This is a genomic window from Streptomyces sp. NPDC047079, from assembly GCF_040643755.1.
GTDB lineage: Bacteria > Actinomycetota > Actinomycetes > Streptomycetales > Streptomycetaceae > Streptomyces.
The window spans coordinates 99059-123626 of record NZ_JBEYUZ010000013.1 but is presented as its reverse complement, the minus strand read 5'-3'; the positions used below and the strand labels follow the sequence as shown (position 1 = coordinate 123626).

Genomic DNA, 24568 nt, shown 5'->3' with positions numbered 1-24568 from the left:
GGAGGGTGTTGCGATGCCCGGTTCCACGAAGACGATGGGAGTGCTCACCGTCGGGGGCCTCGTCGTGGTGACGGCCTACACGGTGGCGCTCGGCGGCAGCGGCTGGCTGTGGTTCGGCTGGGTCGTGCTCGGCCTGATCACCCTCGCCATGGTCCTCACCCGCGACACCTGAGGCTCACTGACGTGGCAGCGGCCCGGCCGAGTGCACTCCCGGCCGGTACTTCGGCACGCGGGCGGTGATCTTCATGCCCGCCCCCGGGGCGGTTTCGATGACGAGCCCGTGGTCGTCGCCGTAGACCTGGCGCAGCCGGTCGTCCACGTTGGACAGGCCGATGCCGCCGGAGGGTCCGGCCTCCCCGGCGAGGATGCGGCGCAGCAGCTCCGGGTCCATGCCGGCGCCGTCGTCCTCGATGACGACCAGGGCCTCGGCTCCCGCGTCCTGGGCGGTGATGCTGATGTGGCGCTTGTCGGTGGTGCCCTCCAGGCCGTGCTTGACGGCGTTCTCGACGAGCGGCTGAAGGCACAGGAACGGCAGGGCGACCGGCAGTACCTCGGGGGCGATCTGAAGGGTGACCGAGAGCCGGTCGCCGAAGCGTGCCCGTACAAGCGCCAAGTACTGGTCGATGGCGTGGAGTTCGTCGGCGAGCGTGGTGAAGTCGCCGTGCCGGCGGAACGAGTAGCGGGTGAAGTCGGCGAATTCCAGCAGGAGTTCGCGGGCGCGCTCGGGGTCGGTGCGCACGAACGAGGCGATCACGGCGAGCGAGTTGAAGACGAAGTGCGGGGAGATCTGGGCGCGCAACGCCTTTATTTCCGCCTCGATGAGCCGGGTGCGGGAGCGGTCGAGGTCCGCCAGCTCCAGTTGCACGGAGACCCAGCGGGCGACCTCGCCGGCGGCCCGGACGAGGACCGCGGACTCGCGGGGCGCGCAGGCCACCAGCGTCCCGTGCACCCGGTCGTCGACGGTGAGCGGGGCGACGACGGCCCAGCGCAGCGGGCAGTCGGGGGTGTCGCAGCGGAGGCGGAAGGCCTCACCGCGGCCGTTCTCCAGCGGGCCGCCGAGCCGCTGGAGCACCTCGTCGCGGTGGTGCTCCCCCGCACCGTCCCAGGCCAGCACGGACTCCCGGTCGGTCAGGCAGAGGGCGTCGGTGCCGAGCAGGGTGCGCAGCCGCCGCGCGGACCTGCCGGCCGTCTCCTCGGTGAGCCCGGCGCGCAGGGGCGGGGCGGCCAGGGAGGCGGTGTGCAGGGTCTGGAAGGTGGCGTGTTCGACGGGTGTGCCGAGCCCGCCGAGGGTCTCGGGGCGCGCGGTGCGCCGCCCGAGCCAGAACCCGGCGGCGAGCAGCGGGAGCACGGCCACGCACAGTCCGGCGAGGAAACCGCTCATGCCTCCGCCTCCGCACGCAGTTCCTCCGGCAGATGGAACCGTGCCAGGATCGCGGCCGTCCCGGCGGGTACGCGGCCCGGCGTCGCAAGGGACACCAGGACCATGGTGAGGAATCCCAGCGGCACCGACCAGAGCGCCGGCCAGGCGAGCAGCGTGTGCGCGGTGCCGGTGGCCGGGTGGCCCGCCATGGTCATCGCGACCGCGACGAACGCCGAGCCGCCGCCGACCAGCATCCCGGCGGCCGCACCGGGCGGGGTCAGCCGCCGCCACCAGATGCCGAGGACGAGCAGCGGGCAGAACGACGACGCGGACACGGCGAACGCGAGTCCCACCGCGTCGGCCACGGGCAGCGTGCCCACCAGGACGCTCGCCGCGAGCGGCACGGCCATCGCCAGCAGTGTGCCGAGCCGGAAGTGCCGCACGCCGCGGGACGGCAGGACGTCCTGGGTGAGCACTCCGGCCACCGCCATGGTCAGGCCCGACGCGGTGGACAGGAACGCGGCGAAGGCCCCGCCCGCGACCAGGGCACCCAGCAGGTCCCCGCCGAGACCGCCGGTCATCCGGCCGGGCAGCAGCAGGACGGCCGCGTCGGCGTTCCCGGTCAGGGTGAGTTCGGGGGCGTAGAGCCGGCCCAGCGCCCCGTAGACGGGCGGCAGCAGGTAGAAGGCGCCGATCAGGGCGAGCACGGCGACGGTGGTGCGGCGCGCGGCGACCCCGTGCGGGCTGGTGTAGAAGCGGACGACGACGTGGGGCAGGCCCATGGTGCCGAGGAAGGTGGCGAGGATCAGTCCGTAGGTGGCGTACAGCGGGCGCTCCTCGCGGCCGGACGCCGTCGGGGCCGTGAGGCCCCCGTCGCCGCCCCGGTCGGCGACGGGCGCGGGGACGCGGTCTCCCGGGCCGAAGGTCAGCCGGGTGCCGTGCCCGATGCGGTGGACGCCGGTGGTGAGGCGCACAGGCCGGTCTGTGTGGCGCCGGCCGTCGACGCTGCCCGTGACCGTGACGTCGAGCGGCTCCGCGAGCCTGAGGTCGAGGGTCTCGTCGATCCGTACGACCCTCTGGTCGCGGAACGCCGGGGGCTCCGCGAACGCGGCGCGTGGAGCGCCGTCGCCCTGCCAGGCCACGGCCAGGAACAGCGCGGGGACGAGCAGGGCGGTGAGTTTGAGCCAGTACTGGAAGGCCTGGACGAAGGTGATGCTGCGCATGCCGCCCGCGGCGACGGTCGCGACCACCACCAGCGCGACGAGGAACCCGCCGAGCGGTTCGGGCGCGCCGGTCAGTACGGCCAGGGTGAGCCCGGCGCCCTGGAGTTGGGGCAGCAGGTACAGCCAGCCGACCCCGACGACGAAGCCCCCGGCGAGCCGGCGTACCTGCTGTGAGGCGAGCCGGGCCTCCGCGAAGTCGGGCAGCGTGTAGGCACCGGAGCGGCGCAGCGGGGCGGCCACGAACAGGAGGAGGACGAGATAGCCCGCGGTGTAGCCGACCGGGTACCACAGCATGTCGGGGCCCTGGACGAGGACCAGTCCGGCGATGCCGAGGAAGGAGGCGGCGGAGAGGTACTCGCCGCTGATCGCGGCCGCGTTGAGGTGGGGGCCCACGGTTCGGGAGGCGACGTAGAAGTCCGAGGTGGTGCGGGAGACGCGCAGTCCGAAGGCGCCGACGAGAACGGTCGCGAGGACGACCAGGGCGACCGCGGGGACGGCGTAGTTCTGGTTCACGGCCGCGCCTCAGCGGTCCTCGACGAGACGCACGAGATCCCTCTCGTTGCGCTCGGCGCGGCGTACGTACCAGCGGGCGAGCAGGACCAGCGGCGGGTAGAGGCCGAAGCCGAGGACGGTCCACTCGAGCCCCTTGTTACGGGTGGCGGCGAAGACGAGGGGCAGGGGACCCACGAGAAGCAGGAGGACCATGAACCCGGCAAAGGCGGCGCGGAGTTGACTGCGCATCAGCGAGCGGACGTACGTGTGGCCGAGGGTGGTCTGCTCGTCGATCTCGGTCCGTGGGCGGTAGTAGCCGAAGGCCCGGCGGGGGTGCCGGGGCGGACCGGTGACGACGACTCGGCGTTCGGTGGAGTCCTGGGGCACGCCGTTCTCCTCACCGGCCGGTGGTCCGGCGCATCAGCAGGTCGCGCAGCTCGCGCGCGTGCCGACGGCTGACCTGGAGTTCGACGGAGTCGACGAGGACGCTCACCGTGCCGGCGTCGAGGCGGAGTTCGCCGATGTGGTGCAGGGCGACGAGGTGGCGGCGGTGGATGCGGAGGAAGCCACGCGCGCGCCAGCGCTCCTCCAGGGTGGACAGCGGGATGCGGACGAGGTGGCTGCCCTGCGGGGTGTGCAGACGGGCGTAGTCGCCCTGCGCCTCGACTCGGGTGATGTCCTCGACGGACACGAACCGCGTCACTCCGCCGAGCTCGACCGGGATGTGGTCGGGGTCGGGTTCGTGGACCGGTATCGGCGGTGCGGCCCGGCGCAGCTGCGCGGCCCGGCGCACCGCCTCCGCGAGCCGCTCCCGGCGCACGGGCTTGAGGACGTAGTCGACGGCCTTGAGGTCGAACGCGTGCACGGCGAAGCCCTCGTGCGCGGTGACGAACACGACGAGGGGCGGCTCCGCGAGGCCGGTCAGCAGCCGGGCCATCTCCAGGCCGTCGAGCCCGGGCATGTGGATGTCGAGGAAGACGACGTCGATGGCGTCGGGACCGTCGGGCCCGGACTGCAGGGCGCGGTTGATGCGGCGCAGCGCCTCGGTCGCGTCGCCCGCGCCCTCCGCGCTGCCGATCCGCGGATCCGCATGCAGCAGGTAGAGCAGTTCCTCCAGCGAGGGGCGTTCGTCGTCGACGGCGAGGGCGCGCAGCATGAACGTGGAGTGTAGGAGCATTCCCTACGCCTGGACATGTGCGGAACATGGACGTTCCCGCTGGATACAGTGCCCGCATGAACAGCAGGCCGGCGCCGTTCGACGAGCTCGACCGGAAGATCATCACCGCTCTGATGGCGAACGCCAGGACGAGTTTCGCCGAGATCGGCGCTGCCATCGGCCTGTCGTCGACGGCGGTCAAGCGCCGGGTGGACCGGCTGCGCGAGTCGGGGGTGATCACCGGGTTCACGGCCACGGTGAAGCCGTCGGCCCTTGGCTGGCGCACGGAGGCGTATGTGGAGGTGTACTGCGAGGGCGCGGCGCCGCCGCGGCGCCTGGCGGAGGTCGTGCGCAACCATCCGGAGATCACCGCGGCGATGACGGTGACGGGCGGGGCGGACGCGCTGCTGCACGTGCGGGCGCGGGATGTGGAGCACTTCGAGGAGGTGCTGGAGCGCATCCGTGCGGAGCCCTTCATCCGGAAGACGATCAGTGTGATGGTGCTGTCCCACCTCCTCCCGGAAAGCCCGGAGGCGGGCGCCAGCCAGGCCGCGCCCGACGGCGCAGCAGACGTGCGCTGAGAAGCCCGAAGACGCAGCGTTGCTGCGCGAAGACGCAGCCATTGTTTCTTGTCGGCCGTCTCGGCGGCTTCCTACCTTTGTGTCAACCCTCACTCGACACCCCAGGAAGCGGAGGAACCCCTCTGTGGCCGAAAGCCGTGTGCCGCGCCGGCGGCGCTTCCTCGTCTGCGAACCCAGACATTTCGCCGTGCAGTACGCGATCAACCCGTGGATGCATCCCGACAAGAGGGTCGACGTGGATCTGGCCCAGGAGCAGTGGCAGGGACTCATCCGCGCCTACCGCGACCACGGCCACACCGTCGACGCCGTGGATCCGGTCCCCGGCCTCCCGGACATGGTGTTCGCCGCGAATTCGGCGGTCGTCGTCGACGGCCGCGTCTTCGGCTCCCTCTTCCACTTTCCCGAGCGGCGCCCCGAGTCCGACCACTACGAGACGTGGTTCAAGGCGGCCGGCTACGACGTGCACCGCTCCGAGTCCGTCTGCGAGGGCGAGGGCGACCTGGTCTGGACGGGACGCTACCTGCTGGCCGGCACCGGGTTCCGTACGACGCGGGAGGCGCACCGCGAGGTACAGGAGTTCTTCGGCCACCCGGTGATCAGCCTGACCCTGGTGGACCCGTACTTCTACCACCTGGACACGGCGCTGTTCGTCCTCGACGATGACAACATCGCGTACTACCCGGAAGCGTTCTCGCCCGGCAGTCGCGAGGTGCTCGCCCGCCTCTACCCGGACGCGGTGCCGGCTACCCGCGAGGACGCCATGGCGTTCGGTCTCAACTCCGTCTCCGACGGGCGCCACGTCTTCATCGCCCCCCGCGCCGAGGCGCTCGCCGCCCGGCTCGCCGACCACGGCTACGACCCCGTCCCCGTCGACCTGTCCGAGTTCCACAAGGCCGGCGGCGGCATCAAGTGCTGCACTCAGGAGATCCGTTCATGACCGCACCCGCCCGTACGCGTTCGTCCGACGAGCTGATCAGCGCCGAACAGCCGGTCCTCGCGCACAACTACCACCCGCTGCCCGTGGTGGTGGCGCGCGCCGAGGGCACCTGGGTGGAGGACGTCGAGGGCCGCCGCTACCTCGACATGCTCGCCGGCTACTCGGCCCTCAACTTCGGCCACCGCAACCCGGTGCTGATCGAGGCCGCGCACCGCCAGCTGGACCGTCTGACCCTCACCTCGCGCGCCTTCCACAACGATCAGCTCGCCGAGTTCGCGGAGTCCCTGGCCGCGCTGACCGGCCTGGACATGGTCCTGCCGATGAACACGGGCGCCGAGGCGGTGGAGAGCGCCGTGAAGGTGGCCCGCAAGTGGGCGTACGAGGTCAAGGGCGTGCCGGCCGACCGGGCGACGATCGTGGTGGCGGCCGGCAACTTCCACGGCCGTACGACGACGATCGTCAGCTTCTCCACCGACGAGACGGCGCGGGCGGGCTTCGGCCCGTTCACCCCGGGCTTCCGGATCGTCCCGTACAACGACCTGGCCGCGCTGGAGGCGGCCGTCGACGAGACGACGGCGGCCGTGCTGATCGAGCCCATCCAGGGCGAGGCGGGCGTGATCATCCCCGACGACGGCTATCTCACCGGGGTCCGTGACCTCACCCGCCGCGCCGGGTGTCTGTTCATCGCCGACGAGATCCAGTCGGGCCTCGGCCGCACCGGCAGCACCCTGGCCGTGGACCACGAGGGGGTCGTGCCGGACGTCCTGCTGCTCGGAAAGGCGCTCGGCGGCGGCATCGTGCCCGTGTCCGCGGTGGTCGCGCGCCGTGAGGTGCTCGGCGTCCTCAAGCCGGGCGAGCACGGCTCCACGTTCGGCGGCAACCCGCTGGCCGCGGCGGTCGGATCGGCGGTCGTCGGTCTTCTGGAGACGGGGGAGTTCCAGCGCGCGGCGGCCGAGTCCGGCGTACTGCTGAGGGACGGTCTCACCGCGCTCCTCGGCAAGGGTGTCGTGGGCTTCCGCTCGCGCGGGCTGTGGGCAGGCGTGGACATCGACCCCGCGATCGGCACCGGCCGTGAGATCAGCGAGCGCCTCATGCGGGAGGGCATCCTCGCCAAGGACACCCACGGCTCCACGATCCGCCTGGCCCCGCCGCTGACGATCACAGGCGAGGAGCTGGGATCGGCGCTGGAGGCACTGGAGCGGGTCCTGACGGCCTGAGGTCCGCGACGACGGCACCCGGGAGCGCGACGAGGGGCTCCCGGGAGCCGTGGTGGTGGCCTCCGTCCGCGGTCGACCGCCACCGGAGGTGGAGCGCTCCGGCGACCCGTCTCGCCGCCTGCGAGGCCCGTACGGTCGCCGGCGCGCTCTGTGGCACGCGTGGTCCACCCGCGCGCGGCCCCTGCGACGGGCCGTACCGGACGCGCGGGAAGAGGCCGGAGCGCGAACTGCGGCGTCGACGCGTCGGCTCAGGCCCACAGTGCGGCTCAGGCCCACAGTCCCGTGAGGTCGAGCGCCTCGGCGGGCGTCCGCGCGTGCCGCACGCCCGGTATCTCCCGTCCGTCGGCGTCGGCGAGTCGCCAGCCGTCGCCGAGCTGGACCACGGGCACCCCGCCGCGGCGCATGGCCAGCGCCAGCTCCGAGAGGGTGCCCCAGGAGCCGCCGACCACCACGACGGCGTCCCCGCTGTGGACGATCACACTGTTGCGTGCCTGCCCGAGGCCGGTGGCGACCGCGACGCTCAGATCCGGCCCGGCACCGCTGCGGTCGGCCCCCGGCAGAACCCCGACGACCAGGCCGTCGCGCGACCGGGCGCCTGCCGCGACAGCGGCCATCACCCCGCCGTGCCCGCCGCAGACCACCACTGCTCCGCGGTCCGCAAGCAGCCGCCCCAGTTCATGGGCGAGTCCCCACTCGCGCTCCCCGCACCGCGCCGGCCCGCACACCGCCACCTGTATCGCCATAGCGGCCCGCCCGAACGGCCCCTCAGCCGACCTTGCGGCCGTGCAGGGGGGCGGTCGCCGCGCCCGCGCCCTCCTGGAGGCCCTGGAGGAACTCCTCCAGGACCTCGGTCGCCGTCTGCCGCGGCCGCCATCCCAGTTCGCTGTGCGCACGGGAGCAGTCCATGAGCGGCAGGCGCAGCACGGCGTCGAAGAGGTGCGGTGAGGCGGGAAGCAGACGCAGTCCCCACGCGGCGGCGATCGCCGACCGTGCGGCGGTGCGTGGCAGCCGCACCGGGCGGGAGCCCAGGAGGTCGCCCAGGACGGCCGCGTCCAGGGGCGGATCGGCGGCCAGGTTGAACGCGCCGCGCACGTCGCCGTGGATCGCGAGCTGGTACGCGCGCGCCGCGTCGTCGGTGTGCAGGGCCTGCACCCGCAGCCCGGCGACGTCCGGCAGGAACGGCAGCAGTTCAGGCCGGGCCAGTGGTCCGGGCAGGAACCGGCCGGCGAAGATCCGCCGCTGTTCGCTCGCCGACTCCCGCTTGAACAGGAAGGCGGGCCGCATCCTGACGACCCGGGTTCCGGGGTGCTCGTACTCGAAGGCGTCGAGGGTCCGCTCCAGGTAGGCCTTCTCCCGGGTGTAGGCGGCGTCCGGCCAGCCGTGCGTGGGCCAGGACTCGTCGACGGCGTGGTCCTTGGGGCCCGGGGAGTACGCGCCGACGGAGGAGGCGTGCACCAGCGTGCCCACCTTGGCGGCGGCGACGGCCTCGAAGACCCGGATGCTGCCGAGCACATTCGTCTCCCAGGTCGCGACCGGATCGTGCGTCGGCTGGAACGCCCACGCCAGGTGGACGACCGCGTCCGCGCCGTCGAACTCCTTCACCAGGTCGGCCCCCTCGGATGTGAGGTCGACCTCCGACCACTCCACCCGATCGGGACCCAGGTCGGGGATACGGCGTGCGAGACCCCGCACGCCGGCCACGTCCGGGTCCTCGGCGAGCAGGCGTACGAGGCTGGTGCCCACGTTGCCGGTGGCGCCCGTGACCACGATCTTCTTACCCGTTGCGGTGCTCACTGTCTGCTCCTCTCGTGACCGGGAGATGCGAGTACCCGGTGCGCGCAGGAGCTGCACACCCCGTAGGGCGTCACTGCGTCACTGCGTCACGGGTGCTGCTGCTGCCGGCTGGGGCGCGGGGCGCCGTGCCGGGCGCCGTGCCGCGCGAGCAGCGCGAGCAGGTCGGAGACGCTCAGACTCGCCTCGGCCGGGTGCCTGAGGAGTGTGCCTGGCTGGATGCGGTAGGTGTTGGAGCGGCCTTCGCGGGTGTGGGTGAGGTAGCCGTCCTGTTCCAGGTCCGAGATGATCTTCTGGACGGCGCGTTCGGTCAGCCGGCAGCGGGCGGCGATGTCACGGATGCGGCTGGTCCGGTCGTCGGCGATCGCGGCAAGCACGCGTGCGTGGTTGGTGAGGAACGTCCACCCGGTGTGCGGCTCAGGCACTCCTGCCATGTCTTTGAGGGTAGGCGGCCGGGTACATGAATACAAAAGGACGAAAGGGATTTCCGGTATGCCTTGACAGGCGACACGGGACGGGCAGAGCCTGGGGCTACGGGGTCGCGTCCGGACCGGCTCGGGAGGCTGCCATGGCGGAGCGCGTACGTCCCGAGCCGCAGAGCCCGGACGGCGCCGCGTGTGCGGGCCGCACCCACTCCCCGGGGCGCTCGGGCCTGAGTGTGGAGACCCACGACGACGGGGACCGGGTGGCCGCGGTGATCTCGGGCGAGGTCGACCTCGACACGGAGCGGGCGCTGCACGGTGCCCTGCGGGAGGCCCTGCGCCGCTCGGTGACCGGCGTCGATCTCGATATGGGCGCGGTTCGCTTCTGTGACTGCTCCGGTCTCAACGTTCTGCTCTGCGTGCGGCGCCGGGCCCTCAAGGACGGCAAGGTCCTCGCCCTCGGGGCCACGGGGCCGGCTGTGCGGAGGCTGCTCACGCTGACCGACACCCGGTCGCTGTTCGGCTCGACCGATGCCACCGCCGGGTCGGCGTCGCGCTCCCCCGGCCGGGTGCATGCCCCGCCACGCGACGACCGATCGGCGGCACGCCCGCCCAGGGGGGCGGCAGGAGCGGGGTAAGGCTTCCTCATGACCTTTCAGAGCCCGGCCGAGCGCGGCGGCCCCCGGCGCGGCAAGTTCGAGCAACTGGCGGAGAGAGCCTCCAACTTGACGAGCTCCCCGCTGTTCTTCCTGATCTGTCTGGCCTTCGTCGGGTTCTTCGTCGCCGCCCACGCCGCCCAGCTGTCCCTGGAGCTGCTCCTGCTCGCGGGGGAGTCCATGACCGCGGTCACCCTGCTGCTGCTCGCCCTGCTCAAGAACTCGGAGATGCGGGCGGAGCACGCCATTCAGCGCAAGCTCGACGCGATCGCCCGCGCCCTGCTGGAGATGAACGAGGGCAAGGACAGCCGCGCCCTGAAAGAACTCCGGGACTCGATCCGCATGGAGGAGGAGACATAGACAGGCCCGCCTGCCGATATGCAGCGCCGTGCCACCCATGCCAGGCTGATCGGGGGCGGAGCCACACCCCCCGCCTCACCTCTGTCTCACCTCGTCGAGGAGTGAGCCGCCATGACCGACCGGGAACGCCACCCGTTCGAGGACGAGTCGGGCCACCTCAGGGACATGACCGAGGAGACCCTCGGCGCCCAGGAACAGGAGCGCCAGGAACGCCAGCACCGGCTGGAACAGCAGCAGCACGGCCGTCGCCGGGACGGCGAGTCGACGTCTGTGTACCCGAAGCAGGACGACGAAGACTACCTGTAATCAGTAGGACTGATCTTCGCACCGTCTTTCCCTCACCTCGGCCGGGCCCCCGCCCGGGGCCCGGCACGAGTCCGGTCCGCCCGGTTCCCGCCGATCGCGCCCGACCCTACACTGGCACCCCATCACATGCCGGTTGAGCTGCTGGAACGCGGCGGTCGTGCCGATCCGCCGGAGTGAGGAGCGAGGCCCTTGTTCTACTACCTGCTCAAATACGTCCTTCTCGGTCCCCTGCTGAGACTGGTCTTCCGGCCGCGGATCGAGGGTCTTCCCCATGTGCCGGCGGATGGACCGGCCATCGTCGCCGGCAATCACCTCTCCTTCTCCGACCACTTCCTGATGCCCGCGATCCTCAAGCGCCGCATCACGTTCCTCGCGAAGGCCGAGTACTTCACCGGGCCAGGCATCAAAGGCCGTCTCACCGCCGCGTTCTTCCGCAGCGCCGGCCAGATCCCGGTGGACCGCTCCGGCAAGGACGCGGGACAGGCCGCGATCCGCGAGGGCCTCGGCGTACTGCGCAAGGGCGAGCTGCTGGGCATCTATCCCGAGGGCACCCGCTCCCACGACGGGCGCCTGTACAGGGGCAAGGTGGGCGTCGCCGTGATGGCCCTCAAGGCCCAGGTCCCGGTGGTTCCGTGCGCGATGATCGGGACGTTCGAGGCCCAGCCGCCCGGCCGGACCATCCCCCGCGTCCGTCCCGTGACGATCCGCTTCGGCAAGCCCCTGGACTTCTCCCGCTACGCCGGTCTGGAGGACGACAAGACCGTGCTGCGCGCCGTGACCGACGAGATCATGTACGCCATCCTGTCCCTGTCCGGCCAGGAGTACGTCGACCGGTACGCGGCGGTCGTCAAGGCCGAGGAGGCGGGGGCGGCGGGTGAGAAGACCGCCAGGTTCCCGCGGATGCCGCTGGGCTGAGCCCGGACGCGACCGGGGGCGGCCGATGTCCGGCCGCCCCCTTCGCGCGTGCGTACGACGGCTCGTACGACGCGTGCGTACGACTACGCCTACGGCTTAGGCGTGGCGTGCGGCGCGCAGGTCACGTCCGCGCCGTCCGTCTTGCCGGTGAGCAGGTACGTGTCCACCCGGCTGTTGATGCACGGGTTGACCAGACCGGTCACGCCGTGGGATCCCGCGTCCTTCTCGATGATCAGGCGGGAGCCCTTGAAGCGCTTGTGCAGTTCGACCGCGCCGTCGAACGGTGTGGCGGCGTCACGCGTGGACTGCACGATCAGGACGGTCGGCAGACCCTTGCCGGTCCTGGCCTCCACCGGGGTCCGCTGCTTGACCGGCCAGGTGGCGCACGGCAGGTTCATCCAGGCGTTGGCCCACGTCATGAAGGGGTAGTCCTTGTTGAGCCGGGTGTTGTCCCGGTTCCACCTCTGCCAGCTCGTAGGCCACTTGGCGTCGGTGCACTCGACGGCCGTGTAGACGGCGTTGCCGTTCTCGGAGGCGATGTTGCCCGCCGTGTCCGACAGATCGGGCGCCGCCGCGTCGACGAGTGCCTGGGTGTCACCGGCGACGTACTTGCTGAAGACGGTGGCGACCGGCACCCACGAGGAGTCGTAGTACGGGGCGCTCTGGAAGAAGGAGATCAGCTCGGCCGGGCCGACGACGCCGCCGATCGGGTTCTTCTTCGCCGTGGCGCGCAGCTGGAGCCACTTCTCCTGCACCGCGGCGCGGGTGGTGCCCAGGTGGAAGGAGGCGTCGTTCGCCGCGACCCAGTCCTCCCAGTCCTTCCAGCGGCCCTCGAAGGCGACGTCCTGGTCCAGGTTGGCCTGGTACCAGATGTTCTCCCGCGACGGGTTGACCACGCTGTCGACGATCATGCGGCGGACGTGGCCCGGGAACAGGGTGCCGTAGACGGCGCCGAGGTAGGTGCCGTAGGAGACGCCCAGGTAGTTGAGCTTCTTCTCGCCGAGGGCGGCCCGGATGACGTCCAGGTCGCGCGCGGTGTTGGGCGTGGTCATCTGCTCGAGCATCGCCCGGCCGGTGCGCTTGGCACAGCCCTCCGCGTACTGACGGGCGAGCTTTCGCTGGGCGAGCTTGTCCGCCTCGGAGTCGGGGACCGGGTCCGCCTTGGGCGCCTTCACGAACTCCTGCGGGTCCGCGCAGGAGATGGGCGCCGAGTGGCCGACACCGCGCGGATCGAAGCCGACGAAGTCGTAGGCCTTCGAGACGTTGGTCCACAGCGGGCTCTTGGTGGTGACCCGGCGCGGGAATCGCAGTCCGGAGCCGCCGGGGCCGCCGGGGTTGTAGACGAGGGCGCCCTGGCGCTCCGTCTTGGTGCCCGTGTTCGCGATGCGGTCGACGGCGAGCTTGATCTGCTTGCCGTTCGGGCGGGCGTAGTCGACCGGGACGGTGACCCAGCCGCACTGGATGGGCTTCTCGAGTCCCCAGCCGGCCGGGCAGTCCTGCCAGTCGATCCCGTCCTTGGCGGCGCGTGCGGCGGCGATCGCGACGCCCCGGGCCTCCGGGTTCTGGCCGTGGCGCGAGTCGGCGGCGGCCGACGGCGCCGCCACGGCACCGGCTATCAGCGTCGCCGTGACGAGCGCTCCCGCTGAGCCGAGCGCGGTCGCTCGTCTCGTCGGTCTGATTCCCCTCAAGTGGGACCTCCCCGTACAAGGTTGCGATAGGTACGGGGATCCTTTCTGCTGTGAGTTCCCTGGGAACAGGGGGGGTTGGGCTTTCTTTACCAATCCGATAACCGGTACACGGCGCTCCGCCGAGCGGGCAGCACCGGTCAGTCGAGGCTGTCCAGCGCCTCGTCCAGTACCCGGCGCAGGCGCAGCGCGTCGGGCGCGACCGCGGTGACGAGCACGGCGGGCCCGGCGAGCGGGGTGAGCGCGGCCCACTCCCCCAGCGGGCGCGCCGCCACCGGGCTGCCCTCGAACTCCGGCCGGGCCACAAGAAGTTGCCCGAGCGTCCGGCGTCCCGCCAGCACGGCGGGCCCGTCCCACCCGCCGGGGGCACCCGGCCCGCAGGCCACCTCCTGGTCGAGCAGCGGGCGCCCGGCCAGCCGTACGGTCAGACGGCTGGTGAGCCGTCCGGGGTCCTCTCCGACACGGCCGAGGACCTGCTCCTCGCGGTAGACGAGGCGGGCGCCAGGTGCGAGGTCGATGCGCGAGGAGACCGACAGCTCACTGCCCCGGGCCGAGATCAACTGCTCCGGCAGCCACCGCAGTTCGCCGCGGGCGGCCACCTCGAGCCGGATATCGTAGCGGGCCTGTCCCGGGGCCTGTCCGGGCAGGGCGATGGTGGCGGCGGCCGACCCCACATGGAGCAGGGCGCCTGCGCCCACGTCCGCCTCGACCGTGAGGTGGTCCCCGCCGAGCGGCCCGCTCATCGCGCCCACCAGCATGACCCGCGCCTCGTGACCGCTCGCGCGCGTGCGCCGCGGCGCGAGCGGTCCCTCGCCCGCCAGCACCGGCAGGGACGTTCCGCCCCGGCCGTCGTCCCGGGCCACGATCCGTGCGGTGGCCCGTACTCCCGTCGTCACGCCGTCCACGCGCCGAGCTGCGCCCGCACCCAGCCGGCCACCTCTCCGACGCCGGCCTCGCTCCGCAGGGACTGGAACACGACGGGCAGTTCGGCCCGCTGCGCCTTCGCGTCGGCGGCCATTCGGGCGAGATCGGACCCGACGTGCGGCGCGAGATCGGTCTTGTTCACGACGAGCAGGTCCGCGGTGGTGACACCGGGGCCGCCCTTGCGTGGAATGTCGTCCCCGCCCGCGACGTCGATGACGAAGATCTGCGCGTCGACAAGCCCCTTGGAGAACGTGGCGGTGAGGTTGTCCCCGCCGGACTCGACCAGAATCAGGTCGAGCGGCCCGACCTCGTCCTCCAGGTCCTCCACGGCTTCGAGGTTGGCGGAGATGTCGTCCCGGATGGCCGTGTGCGGACAGGCTCCCGTCTCCACGGCGGTGATCCGCTCGGGCGGCAGCACGGCCTCCCGCAGAAGAAAGTCGGCGTCCTCACGGGTGTAGATGTCGTTGGTCACGACGGCGAGGGACAGCTCGTCGCGCAGGACGCGGCAGAGGGCGGCGACGGTGGCGGTCTTGCCGGATCCGACGGGTCCGCCGAGCCCGATCCGCAGGGCACGGCGCCTTCCGTCCGGGCGGTGGGCGTCGGCGGAGACGGCGGTGGGGCCGTCGTGGATGTGGTCGAGGTGCATGATTGCGGCTCCAGGTGGCCGGGGGTGGTCATGGCCGGCCCGTCCGGCGAGGGGGACGAGGCCGTTCAGGGCGAACGGGGCCCGGGGGCGGCGCCCCCGGACCCGGCAAGGTCTACGACGCGAACAGACGTACGGGCCATGCGGCATGGTCCTCCGCACTGATCTCCAACAGGGGCGCCGAAGCCGCGGGCAGGACCTCGACCCCGCCGTCCAGGACGCGCCGGGCCGCCTCCCGCGCGCGGTCGGCCACCCGGTCCAGTTCGGGCGCCAGCCGTGCGAGAACGGCCGACGCGTCGAAGGGGTTCAGGCTCAGCAGCCGTACGACCGCGGTCGCGGACCCGCTCACACTCTCGTACGCGCAGCAGTAGGCGGCGTCCTGCGCCCCCAGACCCGCGGCCCGGGCCGCCAGTCCCAGCACCACCGACTGGTGGGCCCCCTTGGGGAACTCGCGTGCCAGGGCGTCCAGTTCGGCGGAGGGCCAGGTGGCCCGCGCCGCCCGCATGAGCTGCCGCCCCAGCCTGCGCGCGGCGATACGGAGCGCGGACGACGGTGTACGGGCGTCCGCGGCGGCGTCCAGCGTGAGGGGGTCCACACCGAGCGCGGCCGCCGCGGCGAGGGACGCCGACACCAGCCCGGCGGTGTGCAGCCGTCCGCGGCAGAAGTCCTCCAGGCTCGGGGCCCCGGTGATCCGCCCGGCGCGGACGGCCGCCTCGGCCCCGCCGGAGTGGGCGTGCCCTCCGGCGGGGAAGCGGCCGTCGGCCAGGACGAGAAGTGCTGCCCTGGTCATCAGAAGAGGAAGTAGCGCTGGGCCATGGGCAGTTCTGCGGCCGCAGTGGCCTCGACCAGCTCGCCGTCGATGTGCACGGCGAAGCTGTCGGGGTCGACCCGCACCCGGGGCCGGGCGTCGTTCTCGCGCATATCCGCCTTGGTGACTCCGCGCGTCGACTCGATGGCCACGAACCTCTTCCCGAGGGAGAGCCGCTCCGGCAGCCCGTCCTCGATCGCCAGGGAGGCCACGAAGTTGACCGAGTTCGAGGCCGGAGCCCGCCCGATCGCCCCGTACATGGGGCGCGGCAGGATCGGCTGGGGGGTCGGGATGGAGGCGTTGGCGTCGCCCATCTGCGCGTACGCGATCTGGCCGCCCTTGATCACAAGGTAGGGCTTGACGCCGAAGAACGCGGGCTCCCACAGGACCAGGTCGGCGAGCTTGCCGGTCTCGACGGAGCCGATCTCGTGGGCGAGCCCCTGGGCGAGGGCCGGGTTGATCGTGTACTTGGCGACATAGCGACGTACGCGATGGTTGTCCGCGCGGCCGTCGCCCGGCAGGGCTCCCCGCCGCCGCTTCATCACGTGGGCCGTCTGCCAGGTCCGCATGACGACCTCGCCGACACGGCCCATGGCCTGGGAGTCGGAGGAGATGATCGAGATCGCGCCCAGGTCGTGCAGTATGTCCTCCGCGCCGATCGTGGACGGCCGGATCCGTGACTCCGCGAAAGCGAGATCCTCGGGTACCGCCGCGTTCAGGTGGTGGCACACCATCAGCATGTCGAGGTGTTCCTCTGCGGTGTTGACGGTGAACGGCCGGGTCGGGTTGGTCGAGCTGGGCAGCACATGCGGCTCGGACACCACGGTCATGATGTCGGGCGCGTGCCCGCCGCCCGCGCCCTCGGTGTGGTACGCGTGGATGCCGCGCCCGGCCACGGCGGCGAGCGTGTCGCCCACGAATCCGGCTTCGTTGAGGGTGTCCGTGTGGATCGCGACCTGGATGCCGGTGCGGTCGGCGACGGTCAGCGCGGCGTCGATGACGGCGGGCGTCGAGCCCCAGTCCTCGTGCAGCTTGAGGCCGAGGGCGCCGCCCCGGATCTGGGAGAGCATCGCGTCGTGCGAGACGGTGTTGCCCTTGCCGAGGAGGCCGAGGTTGAGCGGGTACCCCTCCATCGCCTCCAGCATCCTGGCCAGGTGCCAGGGTCCGGGGGTGACGGTCGTCGCCTTCGAGCCCTCGGCCGGTCCGGTGCCGCCGCCGACCAGGGTGGTGATGCCCGCGGCGAGCGCCTCGTCGGCGATCTGGGGGCAGATGAAGTGGACATGGGCGTCGATGGCTCCGGCGGTCACGATCCGGCCGTTGCCCGCGATGATCTCCGTCTCGGGGCCGATCACCAGTGCCGGGTGGACGCCGTCCATCGTGTCCGGGTTGCCGGCCTTGCCGAGGCCGCTGATCCGGCCGTCACGGATGCCGAGATCGGCCTTGACGACGCCCCAGTGGTCGATGACGACGACGCCGGTGATGACGGTGTCGGGGGCGCCCTCGGCACGCGTGGCCCGCGACTGGCCCATGGATTCGCGGATGACCTTGCCGCCGCCGAACACCGCCTCGTTCCCGGCGAGACCCGGCCCGCCGGAGCGGTCCTCCTCGATCTCGACCAGCAGATCGGTGTCGGCGAGCCGGATGCGGTCGCCGGTGGTCGGCCCGAACAGGTCCGCGTACGCGGCGCGCGAGATCTCAGGCATCGAGAGCACCTCCGGTCTCCCCGCGCAGACCGGGCACGACACGGGCGCCGGCGAGCGGGACGAGTTCCACGTCGACGGGGATGCCGGGCTCGAAGCGCACGGCGGTGCCGGCGGCGATGTTCAGCCGCTTGCCGCGCGCGGCCGCGCGGTCGAAGCCCAGCCCCGGGTTGGCCTCGGCGAAGTGGTAGTGGGAGCCGACCTGGACGGGCCGGTCGGCGGCGTTGAGCACGGTCACACGGGTGACCTCGCGACCCTCGTTGTAGACGACGGGCCCGTCCGCGAACAGGATCTCTCCGGGGATCATGGTGGCCGTTTCCCCCGGTCAGACGATCGGGTCGTGGACGGTGACGAGCTTGGTGCCGTCGGGGAAGGTGGCCTCCACCTGGACGTCGTGGATCATCTCCGGGATGCCCTCCATGACGTCGTCCCGGGTGAGAAGCGTGCGTCCGGAGGCCATGAGTTCGGCGACCGTACGGCCGTCACGGGCGCCTTCGAGGATGTGCGACGTGATGAGTGCGACCGCCTCGGGGTGGTTCAGCCTGAGCCCTCGGGCCCGGCGCTTCTCCGCCACGTCGGCCGCCACGTGGATCAGGAGCCTGTCTTGCTCGTGCGGGGTCAGCTGCACGTCCCACCTCACAGTCCTCGCTCCGGACCGTGCGGGGCCCGGTTGCCGCAGCCACGGGGCAAAGTCCCTGGTGGCGTGGATGGGCAGGCTAGTTGGACCGCGTTTCGCGCGCGTTAACCAGGCCGGATCCGCGGAGGGCCACGAGGCCGTCAAGGCCGCGGAACAGGCGTGGCGAGGGCTGGCGCGAGCCGTGACCTGTTGCTGATGCGACTACAGGTGTACGTCGCCCCGGTCGGCGCGGAGGACGGCACCGGATCGGAGATCGCGTTCTCACCCCGCAGCACACCACGCTCGGGATCTCGGTGGCGAAGGACGGCCCGCTCGGGGGCCATGTGCAGTGGGGCGCCACGTCGTCATGCGCCGGCCGTCAGGACGTGTTGGGTCCCCGGTGTTCCGCGGTGATGCCGAAGCGGCGTCGCTCGCCCGGTACGGAGGGGACCTCGCGGACGCCGGAGACCGAGCTGATCACCTGCTCCTCCGCGGCGTCCAGTGCGGCGAGCCGCTCGAGGTCGGCGGCGGAGACCAGGGCGACGAGAGGCTTTCCGTGCCGCGTCACGACGACACGCTCGCCGCCGTACACCACGCGGTTGATCAGATCGGCGAGCTCAGCCCTGGCTTGCGTCACCGGAATCTCGTAGGCCATGCGATCCAGCTTAGACCGTGGCTCCGGCAGGCCCCCGGGGCGAAGATCGCTCGGACCGGAGTCCGCCCCTTTTCGCTCTCAGCGTGTATCACCTCACACAGGTGCGTACGTCCTGTACATTTCTTACAGAAGCGCGATTCCGAGGAGGCCTGTGTCATGAACCGACCGTCCGCCCGCCATGTGCTGCCCGAGTTCACCGAGCGGACCGGCTATGGGCACCGGACCCTCGATCCCTACGCGAAGCTGCTGGACGAACGGATCGTGTTCCTGGGGACGCCGGTCGACGACACCTCGGCGAACGACGTGATGGCGCAGTTCATGCATCTGGAGTACCTCGACCCGGACCGCGACATCTCGCTGTACATCAACTCCCCGGGCGGCTCGTTCACTGCGATGACCGCCGTCTACGACACGATGCAGTACGTCGGCTGCGACGTGGAGACGGTCTGCCTCGGCCAGGCGGCGTCCGCGGCCGCCGTGCTGCTGGCCGGGGGGACTCCGGGCAAGCGGTTCGCGCTGCCCGGCGCGCGCGTGCTGATCCACCAGCCGTCCCTGCCGGAGCCGGTGCAGGGGCAGGCCAGCGATCTGGCGATCCAGGCCGGGGAACTGACGCGCGTCCGCGCGCGGCTGGAGGAGATGCTCGTACGCCACACGGGACAGAGCCCGCAGCGGATCGCCGCCGACATCGAGCGGGACACGATCCTCGACGCACCGGCCGCGGTGGAGTACGGACTGGTCGACGGCATCATCCCGAGCCGCAAGGCGTCGCGGACCGCGTCCGGCGCGAGGTGAGCCACCGATGCTGCCACCCGAACTTCCCCCACTGCCCGCACTGACCGGCGCCGAGGCGGAATTGATCGACCGTTACCTCGACGTCGTCGATCTGCTCGGACGCATCAACCCGGTGCACTCCGGGGACACCTACCGCGGCCTGCGCGCCGCCCAGGCCCTGGCGAGCAAGGCGGCGGCCCTGCGCGACGCGCTGACGGTCATGCACCAGCGCGGGGAGCACGAACTGCACGGCCCCACCCTGGCCCGGGCCCTGCGCGTCCTGGACGGCGAGCGCCGCACGGCCCGGGTCGCGGTGCCACCGGGACCGCAGTGACGGAGGGGCTGCAGGGCTCGGTGGGCACCGGCTGACGGCCGGTGACCAGCGCGCCACACCTGGGGAGTTGTCCACGGCCCCCGCCTCCATGCACGCGCGGCACGCGGACGGTACGCCCGGAGCCGGTTTCAAACGGACCAAATGGCGTACCCCTGGCCGGCGTAGACGCTGCTCCGTCCGGGAGCCCGGAAAAGGTGGGCCGAGCGTCTGGCAACAGGGCGCGGGAATCCGCTCCGTCGCAGGTCCCGGCCTCGTCGATCCCCCCAACGGCCCCCCGATACAGGGGCGTCCAGCCGAACGGGTGAGTGGTGAGTAATGCCACAAACCCTCGATTGCATTGTGATTTTCCGACATCCCTGGGCGAAGATCCCTTCCTGACGACAAGCCCCCGCCACCGCGGCGGGGCGGTCCGGGCGGACGCCGAGTCCTGCCGCCGCCCGGATGACCGGTCGACAGGAGTGGATCGGCAGGAGTGGAGGACCCAGCATGGCGGGCCGCCGGAGAGATCCGGCCGGTCCTTGGGGTGAAGCCGCGCGAGCGGCCGGGCTACTTCGCCAGCCCGAATCCGACAGGTCATCCTTCACAGGCGGCTGACGAAGGGTTGCGCATGACTGCGCTCAATCGTGTCCCGTCGCTGCTGACCCGGGCCGGCACGGCCTCGGCCCTCACCCTCGCCGCCGTCGGCGGCAGCATCGCGGTCCCCGGCGCCGCAGCCGACGCGGCGGCCGCGTCCCCGGGGACCAAGGCGCTCCAGGTCGCCGCGTCCAAGAAGGGGGCTCCCTACAAGTGGGGGGCCGCCGGACCGCGTCGCTTCGACTGCTCCGGGCTCACGCTCTACTCGTACAAGAAGGCGGGCAAGGCCCTGCCCCGTACGGCCGCGGCTCAGTACAACAAGACGCACCACATCTCCGCCTCCCACCGCAAGGCGGGCGACCTGGTGTTCTTCCACTCGGGCCGGAACGTCTACCACGTCGGCATCTACGCCGGGAAGGGAAAGATCTGGCACTCCCCGAAGAGCGGGTCGGTCGTGCGGCTCGAGAAGATCTGGACCAAGAGCGTCTGGTACGGCCGGGTCCGCTGACCCGGCGGGCGGGGTGACGGCACGGGTGCGCCGTCACCCCGCAGGGGCATGCCCTCACCCCGCGGGGGTGCCTTCCCTCCGCGGGGTGTGCCCTGACCTCGCAAGAGGGGCGTGAAGCGGTCCGCAGCGGTTACTCGTCCGCCATGACCGACCGACCACCCCTCCAGGCACGGGACGAGACACCCCTGGAGCGCGCCGACCGCAACTTCGCCGAGTTGTTGCAGGAACTGCGCGTCACCCAGACCGGTGTGCAGATCCTCTTCGCGTTCCTGCTGACCCTTGCGTTCACCCAGCGGTTCCCGTCCCTCGATCTGGCCCAGCGCGTCACGTACGTCACCACCCTGCTGCTGTCCGTGGTGGCCGCGGCCCTGTTCACGGCGCCGGCCTCGTTGCACCGGATACTCTTCCAGCAGAACGCCAAGCCCGTCATCGTGCAGATCTCCTCCCGCCTCGCCGCCGCCGGGATGGCGGTGCTGACGCTGGCGTTCACCGGCGCGGTGCTGCTGGTCGTGGACGTGTCACTCGGCCGAACCGCCGGCATCGTCGGCGGCGCGGTCACGCTCCTGGTGTGCGTGGGCCTGTGGCACTTCCTGCCGCTGCTGGTGCGACGCTCGCTCGTCAGGTCGCGGGCGACTCGGGGTGAAGCAGACGACCCAGGAGTGTCGGCGCACTCCCGGTGACCGCCTCCGGGGTCCGCGTGGCCGCCCCGGCACGTCTGCGCCGACACCGGCACCACGACCGGACCGGAACCCGCCCCGCCGATCAGGCGGGGCGGACGCCGTCCCGCCGTTTCAGGGCTCCTGCTGTCCCGCCGCCGTGACCGACCGCACCGGAACGGTCCACGGCAGCACGATCGCGACTGTCTTGCCGCCCTCACGGGTGGGCCGCACACTGAGCGTCCCGCCGTACTCGGTGGTCAGCCAGCGGACGATCACCATGCCCCGGCCGTTGTCCTGCTGCACGGAGGCGGGCAGCCGCCTGGGGAAACGCGGATGGCTGTCCGTGACGCCGATGCGCAGTATCTCCTCCCGCGCGAGTGCGATGTCGACCGTGAACGTCGGCGACTGCCCGAGGGTGTGCTGCACGGCATTGGTCGCCAGCTCGGACACGATCAGGCGAACGGTGTCGGCGACTTCGGCGTCGCTCGGCAGGCCCCATTCGGTGAGGACGTCCGAGACGTATTTTCGAGCGGCGGAGACCGAGGCGGGATCGCTCGGCAGAGTGACGGATGCTTCCTGATGGTCTGCCATGGCGACGTCGTCCCTTTCCCACGGGACCGGAGTCCGACTCGGAACGGTTTGGTTCGGGAACGGTCCCGGACTTGGTGCTGCGCGTCAGACTGCCATCACCGGGGCTCGCCCGGGTGCGATCCCCCGAGATATGCATATATCTGTCGCTCGAAGCGGTGAACTCTGCGACGACCGACCGTATTCAGGCCGCCTTCGGGGTCATCCTCTACCGTCGCCGTGAAAGCCGCGCGCCGTGCGGAGGGAGTCGGCCATGCAGTACGGACCAGCGGTGCGCCGCCGCAAACTCGGCGCCGAACTACGCGGCCTGCGCGCCGGGGCGGGCCTCACGAGCGGCGAGGCCGCCGCCCTCGTCGGCTGGCACCAGTCGAAGGTGAGCCGGATCGAGACGGGCTCCAGCGGGGTCAAGCCGGGGGACGTACGGCTGCTGCTGGACGCCTACGGCGTCGAGGACCCCGAGTTGCGGGAGCTGCTGCTCGTGCTGGCGGGCTCGGAGGACGGCGGTGGCCGGCAGAACTGGTGGCACGCCTATCGCGGGGTGCTGCCACCGGCCTACCGCGACTTCATCAGCCTGGAGTCCCAGGCGAGCGGTATGCGCACGCTGGAGACCTCGGTGGTGCCGGGCCTGCTCCAGACGCCGGAGTACGCCCACGCGGTGACACGGGCCGCCGTGGGCGCCCTGGAGGACGCCAAGCTGGACGCCCTGGTGGAGGTACGGCTGGCCCGTCAGGAGGTGCTGCGTGCGCAGTCGCCGCTGCGGCTGAGCGCCGTCCTGGACGAGGCCGTGCTGCGCCGGGAGGTCGGCGGTCCGCAGACCATGGCGCGCCAGCTGAAGCGGCTCGTGGAAGCGGCCCGGCTGCCCCATGTGCGGTTGCAGGTGCTGCCATTCGCCGCCGGGGCGCACATCGGCATCACCGGGCCTTTCGTTATCTTCTCATTCCCGAGCAGATCTGATCTGGATGTGGTCGTTCTCGACCACTTGACGAGTAGCCTCTACCTCGAACGGAAAGAAGACCTCCAGGCCTACTGCGAGGCCTTCGACTCCCTTCGGATCCACGCCTTTTCGCCCGAGGACTCGTTGGATTACATCGCCGCGTTGGCCGGCGATGCGTAAGGAGGCATCATGTCAGCACCGCCTCGGCACATCCCTGCCAGTACCTTCCTGCACGGCGTACGGTGGCTGCGCAGCAGCCGCAGTACGGGAATGAACAACTGCGTCGAGACCGCCCGTCCGGGCACCGGCCCCTGGCAGGGACTGGTGGCCGTGCGCGACTCCAAGAACGCGACCGGGCCGGCCCTGCTCTTCACTTCCGAGGCCTGGAAGGAGTTTCTGACCGGACTGAGCTGATCATGCCCAGTCGACTCGGACTTGTTTGAGCCAATTTCGAGTCGAATTCGTCGTCACCTCTGACGGAGTACTCCCCTCACGGTTGCGTACGCGTCACTCGCGTGCGACGAGCGATGCACGGCCGTCTCGCCGACTCACGGTCGTGTCTCGCCGATCACGCGCACGGCGTGCTCGACCTGCCCGTCGGTGAGATCCGCACGGGCGGTCAGCCGCAGCCGTGGGATGCCGTCGGGCACGGACGGCGGACGGAAACAGCCGACGGCTACTCCGGCCGCCCGGCAGTCCGCCGTCCACCGTACGGCCAGTTCGGGGGAGGGTGCCCGCACGGAGACCACGGCGGCGTCCGGGCGCACCGCCTCATGGCCCTCGGCCGTGAGGCGGGTGTGCAGGGCCGTCGCCACCGTGCGGACCCGTGCGGCACGCTCCGGCTCGCGGCGCAGCAGACGCAGCGCCGCGAGTGCCGCGCCCACCGCCGCCGGGGCAAGCCCGGTGTCGAAGATGAACGTCCGTGCCGCGTTGACCAGATGGTCGATCACGCGCGCCGGGCCGAGAACGGCCCCGCCCTGGCTGCCGAGCGACTTCGACAGCGTCACCGTCGCCACCACGTCCGGCGCGCCCGCGAGGCCGGCCGCGTGCGGAGCGCCCCGGCCTCCGGACCCGAGCACGCCGAACCCGTGCGCGTCGTCGACGATCAACCCGGCCCCGAACTCCCTCGCGGCCTCCGCCAGATCGGCCAGCGGGGCCGCGTCGCCGTCCACCGAGAACACCGTGTCGGAGACCACGACGGCGGGCCCGCAGTGGGGGTCGAGCGCCTTGCGCACCGCCTCCGGATCGGCGTGCGCCACGACCTGTGTGGTGCCGCGGGCGAGCCGGCAGCCGTCGATGAGCGAGGCGTGGTTGCCCGCGTCGGAGGCGATCAGCGAACCGTGCGGAGCGAGCGCGGTGACCGCCGCGAGGTTGGCCGCGTAGCCGGAGGAGAAGACGAGCGCCGCCTCGAAGCCGCAGAAGCCGGCAAGCTCGCGCTCCAGCTCGCCATGGAGTTCCGTCGTCCCGGAGACGAGCCGGGAACCGGTAGAGCCCCCGCCCCACAGCCGGGCCGCCCGCGCCGCGCCCTCGGTGACCTCCGGATGGCGGGACAGGCCCAGGTAGTCGTTGCCCGCGAGGTCGAGGAGCGGGGAGTCGGCGGCGCGGGGGCGCAGCGCGCGGACGAGTCCGGCCCGGCGGCGCGCCCGCGCCTGTTCGTCGATCCAGCCGAACGCCATCGGTCCTCCGGGCATTTGTAGGCAGTGCACAGACACTAACGGGACCTCCAGCCGCCCAGGGTGTGGCGATACCCACAC

31 protein-coding genes and 1 riboswitch are annotated in these 24568 nt (G+C 71.7%); of the genes, 14 read left to right on the top strand and 17 right to left on the bottom strand.

What is annotated here, in order from left to right:
• Positions 1-13: 13 nt before the first annotated feature.
• Positions 14-172 (top strand): hypothetical protein, encoded by a 159-nt coding sequence (locus ABZ823_RS19020; RefSeq protein ID WP_361661175.1) that lies wholly within the window; start codon positions 14-16, stop codon positions 170-172.
• Positions 173-175: 3 nt separating this feature from the next.
• On the opposite strand, the gene ABZ823_RS19015 is transcribed toward ABZ823_RS19020, so the two are convergent.
• The 4 genes from ABZ823_RS19015 to ABZ823_RS19000 are packed head-to-tail and all read right to left on the bottom strand — an operon-like array spanning position 176 to position 4231.
• Positions 176-1381 (bottom strand): histidine kinase, encoded by a 1206-nt coding sequence (locus ABZ823_RS19015; RefSeq protein WP_361661173.1) that lies wholly within the window; start codon positions 1379-1381, stop codon positions 176-178.
• Positions 1378-3096, bottom strand: a complete 1719-nt coding sequence (locus ABZ823_RS19010) for a cation acetate symporter (RefSeq protein ID WP_361661170.1) — start codon at positions 3094-3096, stop codon at positions 1378-1380. Before ABZ823_RS19010 ends, ABZ823_RS19015 begins: the two co-directional genes overlap by 4 nt.
• A 9-nt stretch (positions 3097-3105) precedes the next feature.
• The gene (locus tag ABZ823_RS19005) at positions 3106-3462 is read right to left on the bottom strand and encodes a hypothetical protein (RefSeq protein ID WP_361661167.1); all 357 of its coding nucleotides are present in this window, start codon (positions 3460-3462) and stop codon (positions 3106-3108) included.
• A gap of 10 nt (positions 3463-3472) precedes the next feature.
• On the bottom strand, positions 3473-4231 hold the full coding sequence (locus ABZ823_RS19000; protein ID WP_361661164.1) for a LytTR family DNA-binding domain-containing protein: 759 nt from the start codon (positions 4229-4231) through the stop codon (positions 3473-3475).
• A gap of 77 nt (positions 4232-4308) precedes the next feature.
• Here ABZ823_RS19000 and ABZ823_RS18995 point away from each other — a divergent pair, with 77 nt between their 5' ends.
• The 3 genes from ABZ823_RS18995 (at position 4309) to rocD (ending at position 6966) form a co-directional block, all read left to right on the top strand.
• Complete coding sequence (locus ABZ823_RS18995; RefSeq protein WP_361661161.1) at positions 4309-4812, top strand: Lrp/AsnC family transcriptional regulator; 504 nt, start codon at positions 4309-4311, stop codon at positions 4810-4812.
• Between the two features lie 79 nt (positions 4813-4891).
• Positions 4892-5749 (top strand): dimethylargininase, encoded by an 858-nt coding sequence (gene ddaH / locus ABZ823_RS18990; protein ID WP_361661158.1) that lies wholly within the window; start codon positions 4892-4894, stop codon positions 5747-5749.
• Positions 5746-6966 carry an ornithine--oxo-acid transaminase gene (gene rocD, locus ABZ823_RS18985; RefSeq protein ID WP_361661155.1) on the top strand — a complete coding sequence of 407 codons (1221 nt, stop codon included), beginning with the start codon at positions 5746-5748 and terminating at the stop codon, positions 6964-6966. Before ddaH ends, rocD begins: the two co-directional genes overlap by 4 nt.
• A 266-nt stretch (positions 6967-7232) precedes the next feature.
• Here rocD and ABZ823_RS18980 read toward each other — a convergent pair whose 3' ends face one another.
• The 3 genes from ABZ823_RS18980 to ABZ823_RS18970 form a co-directional block, all read right to left on the bottom strand.
• Positions 7233-7709, bottom strand: a complete 477-nt coding sequence (locus ABZ823_RS18980) for a TIGR00725 family protein (protein ID WP_361661152.1) — start codon at positions 7707-7709, stop codon at positions 7233-7235.
• A gap of 22 nt (positions 7710-7731) precedes the next feature.
• Positions 7732-8760, bottom strand: a complete 1029-nt coding sequence (locus ABZ823_RS18975) for an SDR family oxidoreductase (RefSeq protein WP_361661150.1) — start codon at positions 8758-8760, stop codon at positions 7732-7734.
• Between the two features lie 86 nt (positions 8761-8846).
• Positions 8847-9191, bottom strand: a complete 345-nt coding sequence (locus tag ABZ823_RS18970; RefSeq protein WP_361661147.1) for a helix-turn-helix domain-containing protein — start codon at positions 9189-9191, stop codon at positions 8847-8849.
• A gap of 134 nt (positions 9192-9325) precedes the next feature.
• Here ABZ823_RS18970 and ABZ823_RS18965 point away from each other — a divergent pair, with 134 nt between their 5' ends.
• From ABZ823_RS18965 to ABZ823_RS18950, 4 genes are all read left to right on the top strand, one after another.
• A complete protein-coding gene (locus tag ABZ823_RS18965) occupies positions 9326-9817 on the top strand; it encodes an STAS domain-containing protein (RefSeq protein WP_361661144.1) in 492 nt (163 codons plus the stop codon).
• Between the two features lie 9 nt (positions 9818-9826).
• Positions 9827-10195 (top strand): low affinity iron permease family protein, encoded by a 369-nt coding sequence (locus ABZ823_RS18960; protein ID WP_361661141.1) that lies wholly within the window; start codon positions 9827-9829, stop codon positions 10193-10195.
• A 111-nt stretch (positions 10196-10306) separates the two neighbouring features.
• Positions 10307-10501, top strand: a complete 195-nt coding sequence (locus ABZ823_RS18955) for a hypothetical protein (protein WP_361661138.1) — start codon at positions 10307-10309, stop codon at positions 10499-10501.
• A gap of 189 nt (positions 10502-10690) precedes the next feature.
• Positions 10691-11416 carry a lysophospholipid acyltransferase family protein gene (locus ABZ823_RS18950; RefSeq protein WP_361661135.1) on the top strand — a complete coding sequence of 242 codons (726 nt, stop codon included), beginning with the start codon at positions 10691-10693 and terminating at the stop codon, positions 11414-11416.
• Between the two features lie 89 nt (positions 11417-11505).
• Here the strand turns inward: ABZ823_RS18950 and ABZ823_RS18945 are convergent, their stop codons facing one another.
• From ABZ823_RS18945 to ABZ823_RS18910, 8 genes are all read right to left on the bottom strand, one after another.
• The gene (locus tag ABZ823_RS18945; protein WP_361661132.1) at positions 11506-13104 is read right to left on the bottom strand and encodes an alpha/beta hydrolase; all 1599 of its coding nucleotides are present in this window, start codon (positions 13102-13104) and stop codon (positions 11506-11508) included.
• Positions 13105-13241: 137 nt separating this feature from the next.
• On the bottom strand, positions 13242-14006 hold the full coding sequence (locus tag ABZ823_RS18940; protein ID WP_361661128.1) for an urease accessory protein UreD: 765 nt from the start codon (positions 14004-14006) through the stop codon (positions 13242-13244).
• A complete protein-coding gene (gene ureG / locus ABZ823_RS18935) occupies positions 13994-14671 on the bottom strand; it encodes an urease accessory protein UreG (RefSeq protein ID WP_361661125.1) in 678 nt (225 codons plus the stop codon). Before ureG ends, ABZ823_RS18940 begins: the two co-directional genes overlap by 13 nt.
• Before the next feature lie 112 nt (positions 14672-14783).
• The gene (locus tag ABZ823_RS18930) at positions 14784-15458 is read right to left on the bottom strand and encodes an urease accessory UreF family protein (RefSeq protein ID WP_361661122.1); all 675 of its coding nucleotides are present in this window, start codon (positions 15456-15458) and stop codon (positions 14784-14786) included.
• Positions 15458-17179: an urease subunit alpha gene (locus ABZ823_RS18925; RefSeq protein ID WP_361661119.1), complete on the bottom strand. Its 1722-nt coding sequence runs from the start codon at positions 17177-17179 to the stop codon at positions 15458-15460. Before ABZ823_RS18925 ends, ABZ823_RS18930 begins: the two co-directional genes overlap by 1 nt.
• Positions 17172-17483 (bottom strand): urease subunit beta, encoded by a 312-nt coding sequence (locus ABZ823_RS18920; RefSeq protein WP_361661116.1) that lies wholly within the window; start codon positions 17481-17483, stop codon positions 17172-17174. Before ABZ823_RS18920 ends, ABZ823_RS18925 begins: the two co-directional genes overlap by 8 nt.
• Before the next feature lie 18 nt (positions 17484-17501).
• A complete protein-coding gene (locus ABZ823_RS18915) occupies positions 17502-17804 on the bottom strand; it encodes an urease subunit gamma (protein ID WP_361661113.1) in 303 nt (100 codons plus the stop codon).
• A 367-nt stretch (positions 17805-18171) separates the two neighbouring features.
• On the bottom strand, positions 18172-18447 hold the full coding sequence (locus ABZ823_RS18910; RefSeq protein WP_361661110.1) for a type II toxin-antitoxin system Phd/YefM family antitoxin: 276 nt from the start codon (positions 18445-18447) through the stop codon (positions 18172-18174).
• 156 nt (positions 18448-18603) lie between these two features.
• Here ABZ823_RS18910 and ABZ823_RS18905 point away from each other — a divergent pair, with 156 nt between their 5' ends.
• The 4 genes from ABZ823_RS18905 (at position 18604) to ABZ823_RS18890 (ending at position 21313) form a co-directional block, all read left to right on the top strand.
• Positions 18604-19239 (top strand): ATP-dependent Clp protease proteolytic subunit, encoded by a 636-nt coding sequence (locus tag ABZ823_RS18905; protein WP_361661108.1) that lies wholly within the window; start codon positions 18604-18606, stop codon positions 19237-19239.
• A 7-nt stretch (positions 19240-19246) separates the two neighbouring features.
• Entirely contained in the window at positions 19247-19552 is a 306-nt protein-coding gene (locus ABZ823_RS18900; RefSeq protein WP_361661105.1) for a hypothetical protein, read from the top strand.
• Between the two features lie 408 nt (positions 19553-19960).
• Positions 19961-20156, top strand: a riboswitch (cyclic di-AMP (ydaO/yuaA leader).
• A 3-nt stretch (positions 20157-20159) separates the two neighbouring features.
• Positions 20160-20633 (top strand): C40 family peptidase, encoded by a 474-nt coding sequence (locus ABZ823_RS18895; protein WP_361661102.1) that lies wholly within the window; start codon positions 20160-20162, stop codon positions 20631-20633.
• Between the two features lie 143 nt (positions 20634-20776).
• Positions 20777-21313: a DUF6328 family protein gene (locus ABZ823_RS18890; protein ID WP_361661100.1), complete on the top strand. Its 537-nt coding sequence runs from the start codon at positions 20777-20779 to the stop codon at positions 21311-21313.
• 111 nt (positions 21314-21424) lie between these two features.
• Here the strand turns inward: ABZ823_RS18890 and ABZ823_RS18885 are convergent, their stop codons facing one another.
• Positions 21425-21883, bottom strand: a complete 459-nt coding sequence (locus tag ABZ823_RS18885; protein WP_361661098.1) for an ATP-binding protein — start codon at positions 21881-21883, stop codon at positions 21425-21427.
• Positions 21884-22133: 250 nt separating this feature from the next.
• Between ABZ823_RS18885 and ABZ823_RS18880 the strand changes: the two genes are divergently transcribed.
• Together ABZ823_RS18880 and ABZ823_RS18875 are read left to right on the top strand one after the other, a co-directional pair.
• Entirely contained in the window at positions 22134-22994 is an 861-nt protein-coding gene (locus tag ABZ823_RS18880; RefSeq protein WP_361661095.1) for a helix-turn-helix transcriptional regulator, read from the top strand.
• Between the two features lie 9 nt (positions 22995-23003).
• Positions 23004-23228 carry a DUF397 domain-containing protein gene (locus ABZ823_RS18875; protein WP_361661092.1) on the top strand — a complete coding sequence of 75 codons (225 nt, stop codon included), beginning with the start codon at positions 23004-23006 and terminating at the stop codon, positions 23226-23228.
• A 134-nt stretch (positions 23229-23362) separates the two neighbouring features.
• On the opposite strand, the gene ABZ823_RS18870 is transcribed toward ABZ823_RS18875, so the two are convergent.
• Entirely contained in the window at positions 23363-24490 is a 1128-nt protein-coding gene (locus ABZ823_RS18870) for an 8-amino-7-oxononanoate synthase (RefSeq protein ID WP_361661317.1), read from the bottom strand.
• Positions 24491-24568 lie beyond the last annotated feature (78 nt).